This is a genomic window from Xanthobacter flavus (assembly GCF_017875275.1).
Lineage (GTDB): Bacteria > Pseudomonadota > Alphaproteobacteria > Rhizobiales > Xanthobacteraceae > Xanthobacter > Xanthobacter flavus_A.
Window position 1 is genome coordinate 815,218 of record NZ_JAGGML010000001.1, and the last position, 20,552, is coordinate 835,769.

Below are 20,552 nucleotides of genomic sequence, written 5' to 3' on the forward strand. Positions count from 1 at the left end.
CATGACCGACACCCTTCTCGTCCAGTCCACGCGCGCCAACGTGCTCTCCAAGCTCATGAGCATGGATGCCATCCGCCCGCTCATCCTCGTCGCGGTGATCCTGGTGGGGTGGGACCTCGCGGTGCGCCTGCTGCGCATTCCGCCCTATCTCATCCCGGCGCCGACGCTGGTGATCGAGCAGGTCATCGCCCAGTGGCCCATGCTGCTGCGGGAGACGATGCCCACCCTCTACGCCACGCTCGGCGGCTTCGCCCTGAGCGCGCTGGTGGGCATCCCGCTCGCCATGCTGATCGCCTCCTCGAAGACGGTGGAGAGCTATCTCTATCCCCTCCTCGTCTTCTCCCAGTCGGTGCCGAAGATCGCGGTGGCGCCGCTGTTCGTGGTGTGGTTCGGCTTCGGCGTATTGCCGAAGATCATCTCCGCCTTCCTGCTCGGGGTGTTCCCGGTGGTGGTCTCCACCGTGCTCGCCTTCAAGAGCGTGGACAAGGAGATGATCGACCTTGCCCGCTCCATGCGCGCCGGGGGCCTGCGCACCTTCATCCGCATCCGCCTGCCCCACGCGCTGCCCGGCATCTTCTCGGGGCTGAAGGTGGCCATCACGCTCGCCGTGGTGGGCGCGGTGGTGGGCGAGTTCGTCGGCTCCAACTCAGGCATCGGCTACGTGCTGCAGGTGGCGAACGGCAATTTCGATTTGCCGCTCATGTTCGCCGCGCTGTTCGTGCTCTCCATGATGGGGGTGATCCTGTTCATGGCGCTGGACGCCATCGAGCACTTCCTCATCCCCTGGCACGCCTCGCGCCGGCCGGACCCCAACAGCGGGGCGTGAGGGCTCCCGCCGTCATGCCCCGGCGCGTCCGTGGCCCCCCGCACAAGGCGGGGGGATGACGCGGCAGAGAAGGAAGTTCCGAACCAGGACGTCCCGATCAGAGCAGAGCAACAAGAACCAAAGCAAAACCAGAAAAACCGGTGGAGGAAACCATGATCTCTCGAAGGACACTCGCCACGCACCTGTTATCCGGCGCATTCGCCCTCGGCCTTGCCGCCGCATCCGCGCTGCCGGCGGCCGCGCAGGCGGCAAAGACGCCGGACAAGGCGGTGCTGATGCTCAACTGGTACGTCTATGGCGAGCACGCGCCCTTCATCCTCGGCCTCAAGAAGGGCTATTACGCGGAAGAAGGCATCGACCTCGAAATCCAGGAAGGCCGCGGCTCGGCGGTGACCATCCAGGCGGTGGGCGCCGGCACGGCCACCTTCGGCCTCGCCGACATCGGCGTGATGATCAAGGCGGTGGCCAAGGGCGCACCGGTGAAGACCATCGGCGTCCTGCTCCAGCGCACCCCCGGCGCGGTGGTGGCGCCCGAGGGCAAGATCAACGGCCCCAAGGACCTGCCCGGCAAGACCATCATGTTCACGCCCGGCGATGCCGTGACGCCCATCTGGCCGCTGTATCTCAAGAAGCTCGGCATCCCCGAAGGTGCGGTGAAGATGGTGGCGGCGGATGCGCAGGCCAAGCTGAACGCCGTGGTGAACAACCAGGCCGACGGCCTCATCGGCTTCACCACCGAGCAGGGCGCCCGCCTGCCGGACATCATGAACAAGCCGGTGACCATGCTGCGCTACACCGATGCGGGGGTGAACCTCGTGTCGCTGGGCATCGTCGCCAACACCGACACCCTCGCCAAGCGCGCCGACATGGTGAAGCGCTTCATGCGCGCCACCACCCGCGCGGTGGAAGAGGCGGAGAAGAACCCCAAGGCCGCCATCGACATCCTCATGGAGGCCTATCCCAAGATCGGCCTGCCGGACGCGCAGCTGCGCAGCCTGCAATACTCGCAGGCGCTCTACCGCGCCTCCGACGACAAGAGCACGCGCCCCTTCCGCATGAACCCGGCGCTGATGGACGAGAGCCTCGAGATCCTCACCCAGTACGGCGGCCTCGACCCCTCCGCGCGCAGCAAGGCGCAGGATTACTTCACGCTGGAGTTCCTTCCGTGAGCGCAGTTCTGCACAGGATCGAAACGCACCCTCCCGCCCCCCGCGCCGAGGCCGCCGGCACGCATATCGCCATCGCCGGCCTCACCAAGACCTACAAGACGCGCGGCGGCGCGGTGCCCTCGCTCAAGCCCATCGATCTCGACATCTCGAAGGGCGAGTTCGTGGCCATCGTCGGCCCCTCGGGCTGCGGGAAGAGCACACTCTTGAAGCTGGTCGCCGGGCTGTTGCCGGCCACCAGCGGCAGCATCACCATCGGCGGCGTGAAGGTGACGCAGCCGCCGGATGGCGTGGGCATGGTGTTCCAGAGCCCCGTCCTGCTGCCCTGGCGCACGGTGCGCGACAACGTGCTGCTGCAGGTGGAGATGCGGGGGCGACCCGTCAGCGCCTATCGCGAGGCGGCCGCGCGCCTCCTCCATACCGCCGGCCTCGACGGCTTCGAGGAGCGCTTCCCGTGGGAGCTGTCCGGCGGCATGCAGCAGCGCGCCGCCATCTGCCGGGCGCTGGTGCATGACCCCGAAGTGCTGCTCATGGACGAGCCCTTCGGCGCGCTCGACGCCATGACGCGGGAGAAGATGAACGCCGAGTTGCAGCGCATCTGGTACGAGACGCGCAAGACCGTGCTGCTCATCACCCACTCCATCCCGGAGGCGGTGTTCCTGGCCGACCGGGTGGTGGTCATGTCCAGCCGGCCGGGCAGCATCGAGGCCATCTACGACATCGATTTGCCCCGCCCGCGCGACCTCACCGTGATGGGCGAGCCCCGGTTCGTCCGCTACACGCAGGAGATCCGCAAGCACTTCTTCGCGCAGGGCGATCTCGATCACTGAGCCGTCCGCGCAACACCAGACGGCGCCCGCCCAGAGCGCGATCCGATCAAGTTGAATCAACTTGATCGGTGAATCGCCCTCTGACTCCAAGAAAGAGAACGCGTTATCCGATCTGATTGCGATGCAATCAGATCGGCGCGTGCTCTCGCCCGGCGGGCGTTTTTTGTTACGCGACCAGAGCCATGCGGTGGATCACCCGCTCCGCGATCAGCTCCCGCCCGCCGGCCGCGGCGAAATTGGCAAGGGCGCCGCCGTCGATGTGCGCACGCCACTTCTCCTCCGTCTCCCAGATCTCGACGAAGATCAGGATGCGCCCGTCGTCCAGCGACTGGTTCAGCTCGTAGCGCAGGCAGCCGTCCTCCGCGCGCGTCTCGACCACCAGCTTTTCCTGAAGCGCGCGCAGGGCCGCCTCCTGCCCTTCCTTCGCGGTGATGATGGCGATGACGGTGAGGGGCGCTGCGCTCATTCTTCTGCTCCCGGAACGGCCGCCCGGCGCGGCCGGGGCCACCATAGCGCAAGCCGCACGCGACGCATCCCCACTCCGGCCCCGTTCTTGCTCCGCTCGTCCCGCACGCCCGCGCCCCGAGGAGCCGTGATGACAAAAGCCGACACCACTGCGACCGCCGCCCGTGCGCGCACCATTGCCTGCCCCGCCTGCCATGCCGTGACCTCCGTTCCGGATGGCGCGGACGCCCGCGCGCTTTCCTGCCCGGCCTGCGGCGGGCCGCTCTTCATCGGCAAGCCCATGACGCTCACCGCCGAGAGCTTCACCGCCCACACGTCGCAGAGCGACCTGCCCCTCGTCATCGACTTCTGGGCGGACTGGTGCGGCCCCTGCAAGAGCATGGCCCCGGTGTTCGAGGCCCTTGCGGCGGAGTTCGAGCCCCATGTCCGCTTCGCCAAGGTGGACACCGACAAGGAGCGGGAACTGGCCGACTATTTCCGCATCAGCTCCATTCCCACCCTGAGCTTCATCGCCAACCGCAATGAGGTGGCGCGGGTGGCGGGCGCCATGTTCGCGGGCGACCTCCGTCGCTGGCTCTATGATGCCCTCTCCCGCGCCGACGAGGCGAAATAGAGCGTCGGATTTCCGACAATTGGGAGGGTTCCAGGCTGGCCCTGATCTTGCGAAGCGCCCTGCCGGAGCCTCACCGGACAGGACGCACGCGCCATGGCCTTTACCGTCATCTGCAACAAAGATGCCCTCGCCGAGGGCGCCATGGGCCTCTTTCAGGTGGGCAAGAAGAGCGTGCTGCTGGTGTGGCCCACGGGCGGGGAGATCAAGGCCTATCGCGGCCGATGCCCCCACGCCGACATGCCGCTGACCGAGTCCACCTTCGACGGCAAGACCCTCATGTGCACACACCACATGTGGGGCTTCGACTGCAACACCGGAAAATGCTCCACCCACCTCGTGCGCAATGCGCTGCACCCCTATGAGATCAAGATCGAGGGCGACGAGATCCAGGTGGATGTCGGCCCGGTGAAGCCCGCCCGCGCGCCCGCCTGATCCTCATCGCCGGCTCGCCCCGCCTGCCCTATGCTGGCATCGGGAGGCGCCGGCAATGACACAAGACGCGGGCAAACGACGTATCATTGTGGTGGGCGGCGGGTTCGCCGGGCTCTGGGGAGCAGCGGCGGCGGCGCGGGCGCGGGAGCTGTTCGGCATCGATCCCGCCGCGCTGGAGATCGCGCTCGTGGCGCCGGAGGCGTTCCATACCATCCGCGTGCGCTGCTATGAGGACGACCTCGCGGCCATCCGCCTGCCGCTGGACGATCTCCTCGCCCCCATCGGCGTCGCGCGCATCGCGGCGGCGGTGAGCGCCATCGATCCCGCCGGCCGCTCCCTTGCCACCGATGCCGGGCCGATCTCCTATGATCGTCTGATCCTCGCCGCCGGCAGCGCGCTGACGATGCCGGCCGTGCCCTGCGCGCAGCCCACGTTCGACGTGGACAGCTATGCCGGAGCCGAGCGCCTCGCCGCGCACCTTGCCGCGCTGGCCTCCGGCCCGCGCGACGGCGCCGCCGAAACCGCCGTGGTCATCGGCGGCGGGCTGGCGGGCGTGGAGATCGCCTGCGAGTTGCCGGGCCGGCTGCGCGCGCTGTTGGGCGAGGGCGCTCCTGTGCGCGTCGTGCTGGTGGATCGCCACGAGATCGGTGCCGCCATGCGGGCCGGCGCGGCCACCGTGCGCGCCGCCCTCGCGGCGGCCGGCGTGGAGGTCCACGATCATTCCGGCATCGCGACCGTGGAAGCGGATGGCGTGCAGTTGACCGACGGCACGCACATCCCGTCCCGTACCGTCATCTTCACCACCGGCGCCCATGCGAGCCCGCTTGCCGGTCAGCTCGGCGTCCCGCTCGACCACCTGGGCCGGGTGGCGGTGGATGCCTTTATGAAGGTGGAGGGCGTCAGCGATGTCTATGCGGCGGGCGATTGCGCGGTGGCGGCGGCGGACGATCTCGGCCACGTCACCGTCATGTCCTGCCAGCACGCCCGGCCCATGGGCCGCCTCGCCGGCCACAATGCGGTGTGCGACCTCGCCGGCCGGCGTCAGGACCGGGTGGCCTTCTCCGCGCCGGATTATGTGACGGTGATGGACCTGGGGCCGGCCGGCGCCGTCTACACCTCCGGCTGGGATCGCGGCACGCTGGTGGCGTCGGGCGCGGAAGCCAAGACGGTGAAGCAGACCATCAATTGCAGCCGCATCTACCCGCCCGTGCCCGCGACGAAAGAGGCCATGTTCGCCGCCGCCGCGCCGGTGCTGCAGGCGCGGCCTGCGGCGAAGTGAGCGCTCCTTCGCGCCCCGGACGCATGCAGCGATAGCGGAATGCGAGCCGGCGCCCAGCGCAACATTTCGCCGAAGGCGCTGCTTCAGCTCCCTCTCCCCCTGTGGGAGAGGGAGAACGGCCCGCTGCGCGGGAGTCTTGCGCTGGCCCCCGGATCGGCGCTCCACCTGCGGTGTCGCTTGTCCGGGGAACCGGGTCCGCTCTTGCGCCACCGACAGCGAACGATCCATGCGGCTTGTCATCGCCCGGCTCGTCCGGGCGATCCACGGTTGGGCCGGATCGGGTGCCGGAATATCTCGCTAACGGATGAGTGGATTGCCCGGACGAGCCGGGCAATGACGGCACTGGGGTGTTCGTCCCCTCACCGCATCTCGGCGAGGAAGGCGCGGACCTCTTGCGGGTTCACGTCTTTCGCGATGAAGGCTTCGCCGATGCCCCGCACGAGGATGAAGGTGAGCGCGCCGCGGCTCACCTTCTTGTCCTGGGCGATGAGGTCCATCAGCCCGTCCGTGTCGGGCAGCTCGCCGGGCACGTCGGAGATCTTCGTGGGCAGGCCCACGGCCTCCAGATGCCGGACCACCCGCGTCACGTCCTGCCCCGGGCACAGGCCGAGCTTCGCGGAAAACGCAAAGGCCAAGGCCATGCCGATGGCGACGCCTTCGCCGTGGAGGAGGCGCTGGGAATAGCCGGCGCCGGCCTCCAGCGCATGGCCGAAGGTGTGGCCGAGATTGAGCAGCGCCCGGTCGCCGGTTTCCTTCTCGTCGCGGGCGACGATGGCGGCCTTGGCCATGCAGCTCGCGGCCACGGCGGTGATCCGCTCCGGTCCGCCACCGATCACGCCCGGCCAGTCGCGCTCCAGCGTGTCGAACAGGTCGCGGTCGCCGAGGAGGCCGTATTTCACCACCTCCGCATAGCCGGCCTTCACCTCGCGCACGGGCAGGGTGTTGAGCGCGGCCGTGTCGGCCAGCACCAGAACCGGCTGGTGGAAGGCGCCGATGAGATTCTTCCCCTGGGGCGAGTTGATGCCGGTCTTGCCGCCCACGGAAGAATCGACCTGAGAAAGCAGCGTCGTCGGCGCCTGCACCACGTCCACGCCCCGGCGCAGCACGGAAGCCGCGAAGCCGGCGAGGTCGCCCACCACGCCGCCGCCGAGCGCGAGCACAAGGTCGCGGCGCTCGATGCGGGCGGCGATCAGCCCTTCCACCACCTGCTCCAGCCCCGGCCAGCCCTTGGTCTTCTCCCCGGGCGGCACGACGATCGCGGTGTGGGCGATGCCGGCGGCATCGAGCGAGGCGGCAACGGTGGCGAGATGGCCGGCGGCCACCACGTTCTCGTCGGTGACGATGGCGACGCGCGCGCCCTTGCGCAGCGCCGTCACATGGGTGCCGGCCTCCGCCAGCAGGCCGGGACCGATATAGATGTCATAGGGCTTGCCGGCCACGTCCACGCGCACGGTGCTGCGGGTGATCTCGCCCAGTGGGAGGCTTTCGGCCTCGGCGGAGATGGCGGTGGCGGAGGAGAGGGGCGCCATGGCGATGCCTTCGGGATGCGCGACGAGACGGGCCAAAAGATGGGCATGGACGGCGCCGATCACCTCTTCCACCACCAGCTCATGGACCACGTCGCGGCTGTCCACGGTCACGTCGGCGAGGGCATAGGTGTCGGCCCGCTGGGCGTGCAGCGCGGCGAGCTTCTGCGCCGGGTCGCCCTGGGCGAGGAGGGGGCGGTCGGTCCGCTTCTTCACGCGCCGCAGGAGGGTGTTGAGATCGGCGCGCAGCCAGACGGAGACGCCGTGGCGCGCGACCGCGGCCCGCGTCTCCGCATTCATGAAGGCGCCGCCGCCGGTGGCGAGCACGCAGGGGCCGGATTGCAGCAGGCGCGCGACCACGCGCTTCTCGCCCTCGCGGAACTCGGCCTCGCCATGGCGGGCGAAGATCTCGGGAATGCTCATGCAGGCGGCGCGCTCGATCTCCTCGTCGGCATCGACGAAGGTGAGCCCCAGCCGCTTCGCCAGCCGCCGCCCCACGGAGGACTTGCCCGCGCCGGGCATGCCAACCAGCACGATGGAGCGCCGTCCGAGCCTTTTCAGCACCTCGGCGGAGGAGAGCGGCCCCGCCGTCTCGGTCTCGCCGGTGCGGGGCTCGGGGAACTTCTGCGTGTGCACCGGCTGGTCCTCGTTGACAGCTCTCGGGTGATGGGGCGGGCCACGGGATGTCCGCCGCTGGCCGAGCCCTGCGGCTCTAGCATCCGCCGCGCGAGCCGGCAATGAGGGGGCGCGGGCCTCCCCTCTCCCCTTGCGGGAGAGGGGTCGGGGGTGAGGGGTGTGCATCCCCGAGGCCGCTTCGGGCTGGAGGCGCCCCGCCCCCTCACCCCAGCCCTCTCCCGCAAGGGGAGAGGGAGATGGCCGGCGGGCACCGGACAAGCGGCGCCATCGGTCCTCCGATCAAGTCGGAGGACGACAGCGAGGGAGGATGTCGGCGCGACAAGTCCCGGGAGAAAACCGCGCCGCCCCCGCCGCCCTACAGCCGCACCGCTTTCCACACATCACAAACCAAGGCGTGGCCGCAGTTTTGTGCCTCTTGACTCACGCGGACTCTAGACAACAGCCCTCCGATTCGATTCCAATGGCCATGATTCGGAGAGATGCGGCACGTCCCTCCAGATCGAGGACGTGGGGGCGTGGGACTTAGGCCGTCCGGTGCCCCCGGAGACCCGGAGGAGACCGGCGATGGCACGCGCCAACGCTGCGAGCGTAGGCGCGCGCGACCAAGCCATGCGAGGCCTGGCAAGGTCGATCGCGCGCCCAGCGTACCAGCGCCTGCTGGATGCGGAGCCGGTCCTGCGCCGGATCGTCCCGGCCCTCATCGTGACCTTTCTCGGCGTCATCGGCGTCGGCGCGGTCGTGCAGGTGCATGCGCACCGCGTGGCCGAGCTGAACAACGCCAAGGACGATATCGCCCTCCTCGCCCTCGCCACCGCCGATGCGCTGACGCTGCATGCGGGCAATGCCCTCGCCAAGGTGCCCGGCGCGCTCACCGAGAGCCTGCCGCCCCGCGCCACCGAGGGCGGACGGCGCGTATTCGTCACCGACGGGCAGGGCCACGTCATCGCCGCCGCTCCCCAATCCGCACCTGGCGAGGCGCCGGCCAACCTCTCCGACATCCTCGATCCCTCCCAGCCGCTGGTGATCTTCGCCGAGCGGGCGGGCGTGCTCGAAGTGCCCTACGGCACCGGCACGGCCCTCGCCACCGTGCGCAACCTCCAGGCGCCGCTGGGCCAGATCGTCTATCTCCAGCCCACCGAGAAGGCGCTCGCCTCCTGGTCGGACACCACCACGCTCACGGTGACGCTGTTCACCACCACCGGCGCGGTCCTCCTCATCCTCGGCTTCTCCTTCCACTGGCAGGCGAGCCGGGCGCGCGAGGCGGACGTGATCTACGAGACGGTGCGCCGGCGCATCGACACCGCCCTCAACCGCGGCCGCTGCGGCATGTGGGACTGGGACATGGCGCGCGGGCGCATGTACTGGTCCGACACCATGTTCGAGATCCTCGGGCTGGAGCATCGGGACGATCTGGTCTCCTTCGGCGAGATCTCCCGCCTCGTGCACCCCGACGACGGCGACCTCTACGAGCTGGCGCAGGAACTCGCCGAGCGGCCCGGCACCCCGGTGGACCGGGTGTTCCGCATGCGCACCGCCAAGGGCGACTTCGTGTGGCTGCGCATGCGCGCCGAAGTGGTGCAGCAGGCGGGCGAGGACGGACCCCACCTCATCGGCATCGCCATGGACGTGACCGAGGCACAGCGCATGGCGGAACGCACCGTCACCGCCGACATGCGCCTGCGCGACGCCATCGAGAGCATCTCCGAGGCGTTCGTGCTGTGGGACAGCCAGAACCGCCTCGTGCTCTGCAATTCCAAGTTCCAGTCGCTGCACGAGCTGCCCGACGAGACCATCGTCGCCGGCACCCCCTTCGACACCATCGCCTCCGTCGGCCGCCACCCGGTGACGCGCACCCCGCTGAAGCCCGAGGACAAGCCGGAGGAAGGCTCCCGCGCGTTCGAGGCGCAGCTTTCCAACGGCCGCTGGCTCAAGATCGCCGAGCGCCGCACCAAGGATGGCGGCTACGTCTCGGTGGGCACCGACATCACCACCATGAAGCGCCACGAAGAGCGCCTCATGGACAATGAGAAGCGCCTGATGGCGCTGGTGGCCGACCTGCGCAAATCCCAGCAGACGCTGGAGCATCAGGCCCAGCAGCTCGCCGAACTCGCCGAGAAATATTCGGAAGAGCGCAACAAGGCCGAGGACGCCAACCGCGCCAAGAGCGAGTTCCTCGCCAACATGTCCCACGAGCTGCGCACGCCGCTCAACGCCATCATCGGCTTCTCGGAGATCATGGAGAGCGGCATGTTCGGCCCGCTCGGCTCGGAGAAGTACGCGGAATACTGCTCCGACATCAAAGGCTCCGGCACCTATCTCCTCGACGTCATCAACGACATCCTCGACATGTCGAAGATCGAGGCGGGCCGCATGCAGCTGGAGGCTGAGGACGTGGCCCTCGGCGACATCATCGCCGACGCCATGCGCGTCACCGCGGTGAACGGCGACGAGAAGGGCGTGGCCATGACCATGGAGGCCGCCGACAACCTCGTCATCAAGGGCGACCGCCGCGCGCTGAAGCAGATCCTGCTCAACCTCCTCTCCAACGCCGTGAAGTTCACCCCCGAGGGCGGCCGCATCGCGGTGAAGGCGCGGGTGAACGGGGCGGCGGCGGTGATCGCCATCGAGGACACCGGCATCGGCATCGCCAAGGGCGCGCTCGCCCGCATCGGCCGGCCGTTCGAGCAGGTGGAGAGCCAGTTCACCAAGACCCACAAGGGGTCCGGCCTCGGCCTCGCCATCGCCAAGTCGCTGGTGGAGCTGCACGGCGGCGCCATGCGCATCCGCTCCATCGAAGGCTCCGGCACCACCGTCTTCGTCCGCCTCCCGCTGGACGGCCGGGCGGCAAACTCCAACGAGACGCCGAGGCTGCTGGCGGTGATGTGAGGCGGGCGGGGGAGGATCCCTGCCTCACGCCGGCCTCGTCGTCATGCCGCGTCCGACACCGTTGCATCCGCCCAATCTGCCGTCATCGCCCGCCTTGTGCGGGCGATCCACTTCGGGGCCAGAGGGCTGCCCGGATTGGTGGCTAGCGCCCCGCCCGGTGCTGCCGCAATGGCACCCTGCCCTTGCGCGCGACCGCGCCCAGCCATTAAGCCTGTCGGCTGCGGGCGCACGGCACGATGCCCGCCACCGGAGGCCGCCCACGATGACGCCGCACCGCCTCGCCCGCCCTCTCCTCCGCCCGCTCCTCGGCCTCGCCGCCCTCCTCGCCGCGACCCCGCTCCCCGCCCTCGCCCACGACCCCATCGACGGCTCGAAGCCGCCGCCGCAGACCTCCGGCGTATCCATCGCGCCAGGCCAGATCGGGCGGGCGGTGAAGGAGATCGACGCTCTGGCGCAGGAGATGATGGCGCGCTCCGGCGTGCCCGGCCTCGCCGTGGTGGTGGTTCAGGACGGCAAGGTGCTGGCGCTCAAGGGCTACGGCGTGCGCAAGGCGGGCGAGAGCGCGCCCATCGATGCGGACACGGTGTTCCAGCTCGCCTCCCTCTCCAAGGCGGTGGGGGCGGGCGTCGTGGCGCATGAGGTGGGCCAAGGCCAAGCGGGGAAGGGCCGGGTGCAGTGGGACGCGCCGGTGCGCACCTTCTTGCCCTGGTTCGCCCTCAAGGACCCGTGGGTGAGCGACCACGTCACCCTCGGCGATCTCTACAGCCACCGCTCCGGCCTGCCGGACCATGCGGGCGACGAGCTGGAGAGCATCGGCTTCGACCGCCGGCAGGTGCTGGAGCGCATCAGGCTGCTGCCACTGGCGCCGTTCCGCGCAAGCTATGCCTATACCAATTTCGGCCTCACCGCCGCCGCCGAGGCCGTCGCCACCGCCGCTGGCAAGGAGTGGGCGGACCTCTCGCAGGAGGCGCTCTACAAGCCCCTCGGCATGGGGGCGACGTCCTCCCGCTTCGCCGATTTCATGGCCCGCCCCAACCGCGCCATCCCCCATGTGAAGGAGAACGGCCACTTCGTCGCGAAATACCAGCGCGACCCGGATGCGCAGGCGCCGGCGGGCGGGGTGTCCTCGTCCGCGCGGGACATGGGGAAATGGCTCGCCTTCGTGCTCGGCAACGGCTCCGTTGAGGGCCGCGAGATCGTGCCCGCCGCCGCGCTGCTGCCGGCCATGCGGGGCGAGACCATCTCCTCCCCCGCTTATGCGGTGGATGCCCGCCCCGGCACCTATGGCTATGGCTTCGGCGTCGGCGTCTCGCCGGCCGGACGGGTGACGCTCGACCATTCCGGCGCGTTCATCCTCGGCGCGGCAACGAATTTCGTGCTGCTGCCCTCGGAGAAGCTCGGCATCGTGGTGCTCACCAATGCCCAGCCCACCGGCGCCCCCGAGGCGCTCGCCATGAGCTTCATGGACATCGTGCAGTTCGGCGGGCTGACGCGCGACTGGTACGCCGCCTATCAGCCGCTCATCATGCCCATGTACAAGCCGGCCGGGGCGCTGGCCGGCAAGGCGCGGCCGACAAAGCCGGAGCCGGCCAAGCCGCTGGCGAATTATACCGGCACCTATGCCAACGCCTATTTCGGCGACGCCACGGTGGCGGAGGAGACCGGCGGCCTCGTGCTCATCATCGGCCCCCTGCCCCGCCGCTACACCCTCGCCCACTGGAGCGGCGACACCTTCACCTTCCGCCCGGAGGGCGAGGAGACGTTCCCGCCGGGCACCGTCTCGCAGGTGACATTCGCCGACGGGCGGATGACGGTGGAGATCTTCAACGAGAACGGGCTCGGCACGTTTGCGCGCAAATGAGCGTGTGCGCAAATGAGTGCGCCCACAAGTGACGGGCTGACAGGGAGAGCGCCATGGTCTTCTGGGTTCCGCTCATCGCCTATGCGGCGGCCGTCCTGCTGGCCGCGCTCTCCGTCGCGCGAAAGCCGGCGCCGCGCCGGCCGCTTGATCTGGCGCGGGCGCTGCTGCGCTACCTGAACCTCTTCCCCGTGGGCCTTATGGGCCTGTGGGGCGCGCTGGGGCATCTCGTATTCCCGGCGCAGTCCGCCGCTTCCATCGGCTGGGCGACCAGCCCGTTCCAGACCGAGGTGGGCCTCGCCAATCTCGGCATCGGCCTTGCGGGCGTCATCGCCGCCTTCTGGCGCGACTGGGGCTTCCGCGCCGCGGTGGCGGTGATGACGGCCGGCTTCCTCGGCGGGGCGGGCCTCAACCACATCATCGAGATCGAAAAGACCGGCAATTTGGCCGCAGGCAATGCCGGCCCCATTCTCTACACGGACCTCCTCACGCCGCTTTTGCTAGTCATCCTCCTCGCCCTGACCTACCGATCCGACCGGGCCGCGCGCCCGTAGGACTGGAGATAGCTGGAGCGCCTGGACGGGCATGGTGGACGAGGAAAGAAACCGCTTCTCCGCGCGCGCCGCGCGCTATGCCCGGGTGGGCGCCAATGTGGGCGGGGTCGCCGCGCGCATCGCCGGTGCCCGCCTCATGGGGCTCGACCGCGACGGCAACAACGCGGCCGCCCTCGCCTCTGCCTTGGGTGGGCTGAAAGGGCCTCTGATGAAGGTGGCCCAACTCATGGCCACCATCCCGGACGTGCTGCCCCCCGAATATGCCGCCGAGCTTCAGAAGCTGCAGAGCGATGCCACGCCCATGGGCTGGGCCTTCGTGCGCCGGCGCATGATGGCGGAGCTGGGCCGCGACTGGGAGCAGAAGTTCGCGAGCTTCGAGCACGCCCCCTCCGCCGCCGCCTCCCTCGGGCAGGTCCACAAGGCGGTGACGCTGGCGGGCGCGCGCGTCGCCTGCAAGCTCCAGTATCCGGACATGCAGGCGGCGGTGGAGGCGGACCTCTCCCAGCTCGACGTGCTCTTCTCCATCCATCGCCGCATGGACGGCGCCATCGACACCCGCGAGATCGCCCGCGAGATCGGCGAGCGGGTGCGCGAGGAGCTGGACTATCGGCGCGAGGCCAAGCACGCCGCGCTCTATGCCCATATCCTGAAGGACGAGCCCAAGGTCCGCGTGCCCGGCACCCATGCCGACCTCTCCACCGGCCGGCTCCTCACCATGGACTGGCTGGACGGCGAGAAGATCCTCGGCTTCACCGAGCATCCGCTGGCCGAGCGCAATGCGCTGGCGCAGGCCATGTTCGCCGCCTGGTGGCAGCCCTTCTCGCGGTTCGGGGTGATCCATGGCGATCCCCACCTCGGCAACTACACCGTCTTCTCGGTGGACGGGCGGCCGGCCGGCATCAACCTCCTGGACTATGGCTGCATCCGCATCTTCCCGCCGGCCTTCGTGGCCGGCGTGGTGGACCTCTATCGCGGGCTGATGGCCGGGGACGACGCGCGCGTGGTCCATGCCTACGAGACGTGGGGCTTCAAGGGCCTGAAGCGCGAGCTGATCGATGTCCTGAACATCTGGGCGCGCTTCATCTACGGCCCGCTGATGGACGACCGGGTGCGCACCATCGCGGATGGCGTGTCGCCCGCATCCTATGGCCGCAAGGAAGCGTTCACCGTCCACACCGCGCTGAAGCAGCTCGGGCCGGTGACGGTGCCGCGCGAGTTCGTGTTCATGGACCGCGCCGCCATCGGCCTCGGCGGCGTGTTCCTGCATCTCAAGGCGGAACTCAACTTCCACCGCCTGTTCGAGGAGGCCATCGCCGACTTCTCCGAAGAGGGCGTGGCAGCCCGGCAGGCGGAGGGGCTCAAGGTGGCGGGGCTCGCTTAAGCCCGGCCTCTCCATGCCGTCGTCCTCCGACTTGATCGGAGGACCCATGTCGCCGTTTGTCCCCCGCGCGACCACCTGCTCAATAGCAGCGATGGGCCCTCCGGTCAGGCCGGAGGGCGACGGTGGCTTAAGCGTTCACGCCTTTTCCCCCTCCTCCGCCGCCACCCGGCCGGAGAACAGCTCCGCCACGAAGCGCGTGTCGGGGTGGTGGGCGCACAGGGTGAGTGCCGCGATCAGGATCGGCACGCCGATGAAGGCGCCGGCGATGCCCCACAGGAAGGCGAAGAAGAACACCGCGAACAGCACCAGCACCGGCGAAACCGAGAGCGCCTTGCCGGCGAGGCGCGGCTCCAGATAGCTGCCCGACAGGAACTGGATGATGTTCAGGCTCACGAAAACGAACACCGCCATCTCCCAGCTCTCGAACTGGGCCAAAGCGAAGAGCGTCGGCAGCAGCGTCGCCACGAACGGGCCGATGAAGGGGATGTAGTTCAGCGCGAAGGCGATGGCGCCCCAGGCGAGCGCCAGCTCCAGCCCGGCGGTGAGGGTGAAGGCCCACACCACCGCGCCGGTGGCGATGCTCATGAGCGTGCGCACCGCCATGTAGGTCTGCATCTTGCGGGCGATGTCGGCGAGCGCGGGGGCGAGAAAGGGCGCGCGGCCGGAGCGGGAGAGGCGCTTGACCTGGCTCTTCATCGCATCCACTTCCAGCAATCCCAGCAGCACATAGATGAAGGTGAAGACGAGGAAGCTTGCCATGCCCTGCAGCCGGCCGGAGAGATCCTGAAACAGGCGCAGCAGCCAGCGCACGTCGAAATGCTCGGCCCACAGGCCGGCGAGCACGAAGCCATGACCCTCCAGCCAGATCGCCGCCTCGCCATAGAGGCGCTGGAAGCGGGAGGCGTTCTGGAACACCCAGGTGGCCACATGGCTGAAGCCCCACACCACCACCGAGGACACCGCCCCCACCACCGCCAGCGTGATGAGGAGCGTGCCGAGCACGGCGACCATCTTCGGCAGCTTCGCCTCCAGCCGTGCGAGCAGCGGATGCACCACGGCGATCACGAACAGCGCGAACACCACCGGCGCCAGCAGCGCGTCCGTCACGTAGAGCGCCGCGAACACGACCACCGCCGCCGCCAGCCCCACCAATCCCCGCATCATCCCGCCTCCGGTTTCCCGATGGCGATACCTGAGCCGGAGAAGATTGGCGAGCGCTGTCGCCGTCCGCCCGGGCCAGCCTCCCGAACCCGGATGCGCCGCCCGATCCAGGCCGGCTCAACCGCGCGAATGTATGCAATGCGCACGCAATTCTTCGCTTTTGCACAATTAATAACCGACCATTGCCCAGCCGAAGCGCAGCCACGGTGCCAGCGGATCCGCCAAGTCATTGGAAAACAACAGGCCGCCTCTTGGCACGCCCGTTGCTTTTAACGATGTCGAGTTGGTGGCTAGGGTTCCGGCATCGAACGATGCGCTGGTCCGAGAGCTGCCACCGCGACGGGAGACATCCGGCGCGGGTGCACGGCGGGATAAAAGCCCGGGAGACCTCAGTGGCCAAGGAATTGGCGGCACTGGTCTCGCCAATTCCCAATTCGTTGAAGCGAAGGGGAATTTGAATGCGCACTCCGGTTTCGTCCAAACTTCACCGTCTGAAATCCGCCCTCGCCGGGGCCTTCGGCCTCGCGGCGGTCGCCGGCCTCGCGCTCGGCACCGGCCCGGCCGAAGCCGCGCCGAAGAAGGAATTCAAGGTCGCCTGGTCGATCTATGTGGGCTGGATGCCCTGGGGCTACGCCAACGACACCGGCATCGTGAAGAAGTGGGCCGACAAGTACGGCATCAAGATCGATGTGGTGCAGTTCAACGATTATGTGGAGAGCATCAACCAGTACACGGCCGGCGCGTTCGACGCCCTCACCGTGACCAATATGGATGCCCTCTCCGTGCCCGCCGCCGGCGGCGTGGACACCACCGCCGTCATCGTCGGCGACTTCTCCAACGGCAATGACGCCGTGATCCTGAAGGGCAAGAAGGACCTCGCCAGCATCAAGGGCCAGAAGGTCAACCTCGTCGAGTTCTCCGTCTCCCACTATCTGCTCGCCCGCGCGCTTGAGAGCATCAAGCTCAAGGAGCGCGACGTGAAGGTTGTGAACACCTCGGACGCCGACATGGTCGCCGCCTACAAGACCAAGGCGGTCACCGCGGTCGTCACCTGGAACCCGCTGGTGTCGGAAATCCTCACCGACAAGAACGCCCACGCGGTGTTCGATTCGTCCAAGATCCCCGGCGAGATCATGGACCTCCTCGTCGCCAACACCGCCGTGGTGAAGGACAACCCGGACTTCGCCAAGGCGCTTGTGGGCATCTGGTACGACACGACCACCCTCTTCACCGCCGACACGCCGGAAGGCAAGGCGGCGCGCGAGGCCATGGGCAAGGCCTCCGGTACCGATCTCGCCGGCTTCGACAGCCAGCTCGCCGCCACCAAGCTGTTCGCCAAGGCGCCCGACGCGGTGGCCTTCGTCCGCTCGCCGGATGTGGGCACCACCATGGACCGCGTGCGCAAGTTCCTGTTCGAGAAGGAGCTGCTCGGCTCCGGCGCCAAGTCCGCCGACGCCGTCGGCATCGAGCTGCCCGGCGGCAAGGTGCTGGGCGACGCCAAGAACGTGAAGCTGCGCTTCACCGACACCTGGATGGCGATGGTCGCCGACGGGAAGCTGTGAGGGGGTAGTTCCTCCCCCCTCTCCCCTTGAAGTCGGCTTTTGCCGACTTCAAACAGCCCGCCGGGGCGCAGTCCTCAGGATTGTCATCCCCCGGCTTGTCCGGGGGATCCACGGTCCCGCAAGTCCGCTCGTCGGCACAGTAGAGCCATCCAGCGGAGAAGTGGATGCCCCGGACAAGCCGGGGCCTGACGGCGCGGTCGGATGACGACCCGCTCCACGCCCTTCCCACCCTTCAGGAGCAGCGCTGATGCGCCTCATCAATGTCAGGCCGGATCGGGGAACGGCGCTGTTCCTTGCCGTCCTCCCGTTCGCACTGGTCGTTCTCGCCTACATCCTCGGCTCGGCGGAGCGCCTTGCGGAGAACCCGGACGACAAGCTGCTGCCGAGCCTGCCCTCCCTCGGCAACGCCATCGTCAAGATGGCCTTCACCGCCGATGCACGCACCGGCGACTACCTGCTGTGGACCGACACCCTCGCCAGCATGGAGCGGCTGCTCTCGGCACTGGCGATCGCCACACTCATCGCCCTCGTCATCGGCGTGCTGGTGGGGATGCTGCCCGTCGTGCGGGCGCTGCTGGCGCCGTTTGTCGGCATGGTGTCCATGGTGCCGCCGCTGGCGCTCCTGCCCATCCTGTTCATCGTCATGGGGCTGGGCGAGGAATCCAAGATCGCCCTCATCACCATCGGCATCACGCCCTATCTGGTGCGCGACCTCGCCATGCGGGTGGAGGAATTGCCGCGCGAGCAGATGATCAAGGCGCAGACGCTGGGCGCCTCCACCTGGCAGATGGGCCTGCGCGTGGTGCTGCCGCAGATATTGCCGCGCCTGATGGACGGGCTGCGCCTCTCCCTTGGCCCGGCTTTCCTCTTCCTCATCGCGGCGGAAGCCATCGCCTCGGACTCTGGCCTCGGCTACCGCATCTTCCTGGTGCGGCGCTATCTCGCCATGGATGTGATCCTGCCCTACGTGGCCTGGATCACCCTCATCGCGGTGGCCATGGACTTCGGCCTCGCCCGCGCCCGCCGCGCCCTCTTCCCCTGGTTCGGAGCCGCGAAATGACCGCCATTTCCGTGCGACATCTCTGGAAGGAATATGGCGAGCAGATCGTGCTCGAGGACATCAACCTCGACTTCGCGCCACGCTCCTTCATCGCCCTTGTCGGCCCCTCCGGCTGCGGCAAGACCACCTTCCTGCGCATCCTCCTCTCCGAGGAAACCACGACGCGCGGCGAGGTGCTCATCGAGGGCCAGCCCATCGCCCGCGAGCCGGGCGCCGACCGGGGCGTCGTCTTCCAGCGCTATTCGGTGTTTCCGCATCTGACCGTGCTCGGCAACGTGCTGCTCTCCGCCGAGATGGCGGAGGCGCCCCTGACCGGCCGGCTGTTCGGCGCCCGCCGCCGGCAGGCACAGGACGAGGCCCGCGCCCTCATCGAGGAGGTCGGCCTCAAGGGCGCGGAAGACAAATATCCCGCCGCCCTCTCCGGCGGCATGCAGCAGCGCCTTGCGCTGGCGCAGGCCATCATGAGGAAGCCCAAGATCCTGCTCTTGGACGAGCCGTTCGGCGCGCTCGATCCCGGCATCCGCGCCGACATCCACCAGCTCATGCTGAAGCTGTGGAACGAGTGCGAGATGACCGTGGTGATGGTGACCCACGACCTCAAGGAGGCCTTCACGCTGGCCACCCGCATCATCGCCTTCGAGCGCCGCCGCAACCGGCCGGAGGAAAAGGCCCGCTACGGCGCCACCATCGCCAAGGACATCGAGGTCTGGCCCAAGAGAATCGCGGGAACGCGAATCGCCGGCCAGTTGAAGCTCAAATCCACCGCCCCGGCCGGGACGACCCGGCCATTCCCTCGGGCACCGGCCGGGACGACCCGGCGCTGAAGACGGCTTGAGGAGACAGCCATGACCATCAGCGTCGAAACCCAGACCTTCATCGAAGAGAACAAGCGCCGCTACGAGGAATTGAAGGCGGCCGGCCAGCAGCATGCGCCCAAGGCCCTGCCCGGCCCCACCCTGCGCGGCTCGGCTTCCATCATGCCCGGCGCGGTGCTGCACACCGAGACCATTCCCGGCGGCTGGTACTGGTCCACGCCGCTGAAGGCGGGCGAGGCCCTGCGCATCCATCTGGCGCACGGGCCGGCCGCCGTCTCCATGATCGCGTGGTCGGCCACCGACGCCTCCGAGCGGCTGAACTATGCCGACACGGTGAAGGTGCAGTGGACATCCGCGCTCGGAAAGGGCCGCGTGCTGTTCTCCGACATGGGGCGGGTGATGTTCTCCATGGTCGAGGACACCACCGGCATGCACGACGCGCTGGTCGGCGGCTCCACTCCCGCCTCCAACCGCGCCCGCTATGGCGACAAGGTGCTGCGTAACACGCGCGACAACTTCATTCTGGAGGCGCTGAAGCGCGGCCTCGACAAGCGGGACATCCCCCCCGCCTTGACCTTCTTCGCCCCCGTGCGCACGGACGCGGACGGCAATTTCCGCTGGATCGAGGACGCCCGCCAGACCGGCGATTTCGTGGACCTGCGCGCGGAGCTGGACCTCGTCGTCGCCCTCTCCAACTGCCCGCACCCCATGGACCCGGCCCCGGACTACGCCCCGCCCCCGGTGGAGGCCATCCGCCACCAGCCGCCCGCTCCCGCCGCAGACGATCTCTGCCGCACCGCCACCATCGAGGCCGTCCGCGGCTTCGAGAACAATGCGCGCTGAGGGAGGACGACATGACCCAGTTCTTTGCTTCTCCCGTCCGCGATGCGTCCTCCGCGCTGCGCGATTACTTCGTGCCCGCCAACGCCCCCTTCTCCTGCCTCGTGAAGAAGGGCGAGAGCGTGCGCATCGTCGATCTCGAAGGCCAGCAGGCCGTCGATACGCTCTTCTACAAGGCCGACGACTTCACCGAGCGCTATTCCTCGCAGGATACCCTGCGCGTGCAGGGCTCGGCCTATGTCTCCACCGGCACGAAACTGATTTCGTCCGAGGGCAATGTGATGGCGACCGTGATCGCCGACACCTGCGGGCGGCACGACACCTCGGCGGGCGCCTGCTCGTGCGAGGCGAATACGGTGCGCTTCGGCCATCAGGTGAAGTATCTGCACGCCTGCCGCGAGAATTTCGTCATCGAGGTGTCGAAGCACGGCATGACGAAGCGGGACATCGTGCCCAACATCAACTTCTTCATGAACGTGCCGGTGGAGCCCACGGGCGAACTCGCCATCGTGGACGGCATTTCCGGCCCCGGCGACTATGTGGAGCTGCGCGCGGAGATGGATGTGCTCCTCGTGATCTCCAATTGCCCGCAGATCAACAATCCCTGCAACGGCTTCAACCCGACGCCCATCCAGGTGCTCGTGTTCGGCGCGGAGGATTGA

Annotated in this window: 17 protein-coding genes, 1 pseudogene and 1 riboswitch; of the genes and pseudogenes, 15 read left to right on the top strand and 3 right to left on the bottom strand. The window is 68.6% G+C overall.

Going from position 1 to position 20,552, the window contains the following annotated elements; translation table 11 throughout:
- Position 1 precedes the first annotated feature (1 nt).
- The 3 genes from J2126_RS04015 to J2126_RS04025 all read left to right on the top strand — a co-directional run bounded on the left by J2126_RS04015 (position 2) and on the right by J2126_RS04025 (position 2,822).
- Positions 2–826, top strand: coding sequence for an ABC transporter permease (locus J2126_RS04015; RefSeq protein WP_209484189.1), 825 nt, complete (start codon positions 2–4; stop codon positions 824–826).
- Positions 827–978: 152 nt separating this feature from the next.
- Positions 979–1,995 carry an ABC transporter substrate-binding protein gene (locus J2126_RS04020; RefSeq protein WP_209484191.1) on the top strand — a complete coding sequence of 339 codons (1,017 nt, stop codon included), beginning with the start codon at positions 979–981 and terminating at the stop codon, positions 1,993–1,995.
- On the top strand, positions 1,992–2,822 hold the full coding sequence (locus J2126_RS04025) for an ABC transporter ATP-binding protein (RefSeq protein ID WP_394028076.1): 831 nt from the start codon (positions 1,992–1,994) through the stop codon (positions 2,820–2,822). The genes J2126_RS04020 and J2126_RS04025 overlap by 4 nt, the downstream gene beginning before the upstream one ends.
- Positions 2,823–2,988: 166 nt before the next feature.
- Here J2126_RS04025 and J2126_RS04030 read toward each other — a convergent pair whose 3' ends face one another.
- Positions 2,989–3,288 carry a putative quinol monooxygenase gene (locus J2126_RS04030; protein ID WP_209484193.1) on the bottom strand — a complete coding sequence of 100 codons (300 nt, stop codon included), beginning with the start codon at positions 3,286–3,288 and terminating at the stop codon, positions 2,989–2,991.
- Between the two features lie 129 nt (positions 3,289–3,417).
- Here J2126_RS04030 and trxA point away from each other — a divergent pair, with 129 nt between their 5' ends.
- From trxA to J2126_RS04045, 3 genes are all read left to right on the top strand, one after another.
- Entirely contained in the window at positions 3,418–3,900 is a 483-nt protein-coding gene (gene trxA, locus J2126_RS04035) for a thioredoxin (protein WP_209484195.1), read from the top strand.
- A 93-nt stretch (positions 3,901–3,993) separates the two neighbouring features.
- Positions 3,994–4,332 carry a Rieske 2Fe-2S domain-containing protein gene (locus J2126_RS04040; RefSeq protein ID WP_209484197.1) on the top strand — a complete coding sequence of 113 codons (339 nt, stop codon included), beginning with the start codon at positions 3,994–3,996 and terminating at the stop codon, positions 4,330–4,332.
- A gap of 55 nt (positions 4,333–4,387) precedes the next feature.
- Positions 4,388–5,611 carry an NAD(P)/FAD-dependent oxidoreductase gene (locus tag J2126_RS04045; RefSeq protein WP_209484199.1) on the top strand — a complete coding sequence of 408 codons (1,224 nt, stop codon included), beginning with the start codon at positions 4,388–4,390 and terminating at the stop codon, positions 5,609–5,611.
- Between the two features lie 359 nt (positions 5,612–5,970).
- Here J2126_RS04045 and aroB read toward each other — a convergent pair whose 3' ends face one another.
- Positions 5,971–7,773, bottom strand: coding sequence for a 3-dehydroquinate synthase (gene aroB / locus J2126_RS04050; RefSeq protein WP_348634223.1), 1,803 nt, complete (start codon positions 7,771–7,773; stop codon positions 5,971–5,973).
- 564 nt (positions 7,774–8,337) lie between these two features.
- Here aroB and J2126_RS04055 point away from each other — a divergent pair.
- The 4 genes from J2126_RS04055 (at position 8,338) to J2126_RS04070 (ending at position 14,452) form a co-directional block, all read left to right on the top strand.
- Positions 8,338–10,659, top strand: a complete 2,322-nt coding sequence (locus tag J2126_RS04055) for a sensor histidine kinase (RefSeq protein WP_209484201.1) — start codon at positions 8,338–8,340, stop codon at positions 10,657–10,659.
- A 262-nt stretch (positions 10,660–10,921) separates the two neighbouring features.
- Positions 10,922–12,520, top strand: a complete 1,599-nt coding sequence (locus tag J2126_RS04060; RefSeq protein WP_209484203.1) for a serine hydrolase — start codon at positions 10,922–10,924, stop codon at positions 12,518–12,520.
- Between the two features lie 53 nt (positions 12,521–12,573).
- A complete protein-coding gene (locus J2126_RS04065; RefSeq protein ID WP_209484205.1) occupies positions 12,574–13,071 on the top strand; it encodes a DUF6790 family protein in 498 nt (165 codons plus the stop codon).
- A gap of 31 nt (positions 13,072–13,102) precedes the next feature.
- Positions 13,103–14,452 (top strand): ABC1 kinase family protein, encoded by a 1,350-nt coding sequence (locus tag J2126_RS04070; protein ID WP_209484207.1) that lies wholly within the window; start codon positions 13,103–13,105, stop codon positions 14,450–14,452.
- Positions 14,453–14,587: 135 nt separating this feature from the next.
- On the opposite strand, the gene J2126_RS04075 is transcribed toward J2126_RS04070, so the two are convergent.
- Positions 14,588–15,616 carry an AI-2E family transporter gene (locus tag J2126_RS04075; RefSeq protein ID WP_348634224.1) on the bottom strand — a complete coding sequence of 343 codons (1,029 nt, stop codon included), beginning with the start codon at positions 15,614–15,616 and terminating at the stop codon, positions 14,588–14,590.
- 276 nt (positions 15,617–15,892) lie between these two features.
- A riboswitch (guanidine-I (ykkC/yxkD leader) is annotated at positions 15,893–16,001 on the top strand.
- A gap of 70 nt (positions 16,002–16,071) precedes the next feature.
- On the opposite strand from J2126_RS04075, the gene J2126_RS04080 reads away from it, so the two are divergent.
- From J2126_RS04080 to J2126_RS04100, 5 genes and pseudogenes are all read left to right on the top strand, one after another.
- Positions 16,072–17,175: a putative urea ABC transporter substrate-binding protein gene (locus J2126_RS04080; protein ID WP_209484209.1), complete on the top strand. Its 1,104-nt coding sequence runs from the start codon at positions 16,072–16,074 to the stop codon at positions 17,173–17,175.
- Positions 17,176–17,422: 247 nt separating this feature from the next.
- Positions 17,423–18,235, top strand: coding sequence for an ABC transporter permease (locus J2126_RS04085; RefSeq protein ID WP_209484211.1), 813 nt, complete (start codon positions 17,423–17,425; stop codon positions 18,233–18,235).
- A pseudogene (locus tag J2126_RS04090) lies at positions 18,232–19,070 on the top strand (ABC transporter ATP-binding protein). The gene J2126_RS04085 and the pseudogene J2126_RS04090 overlap by 4 nt, the downstream one beginning before the upstream one ends.
- Before the next feature lie 10 nt (positions 19,071–19,080).
- Positions 19,081–19,893, top strand: a complete 813-nt coding sequence (locus tag J2126_RS04095; protein ID WP_209484216.1) for an urea amidolyase associated protein UAAP1 — start codon at positions 19,081–19,083, stop codon at positions 19,891–19,893.
- 11 nt (positions 19,894–19,904) lie between these two features.
- Positions 19,905–20,552, top strand: coding sequence for an urea amidolyase associated protein UAAP2 (locus tag J2126_RS04100; RefSeq protein WP_209484218.1), 648 nt, complete (start codon positions 19,905–19,907; stop codon positions 20,550–20,552).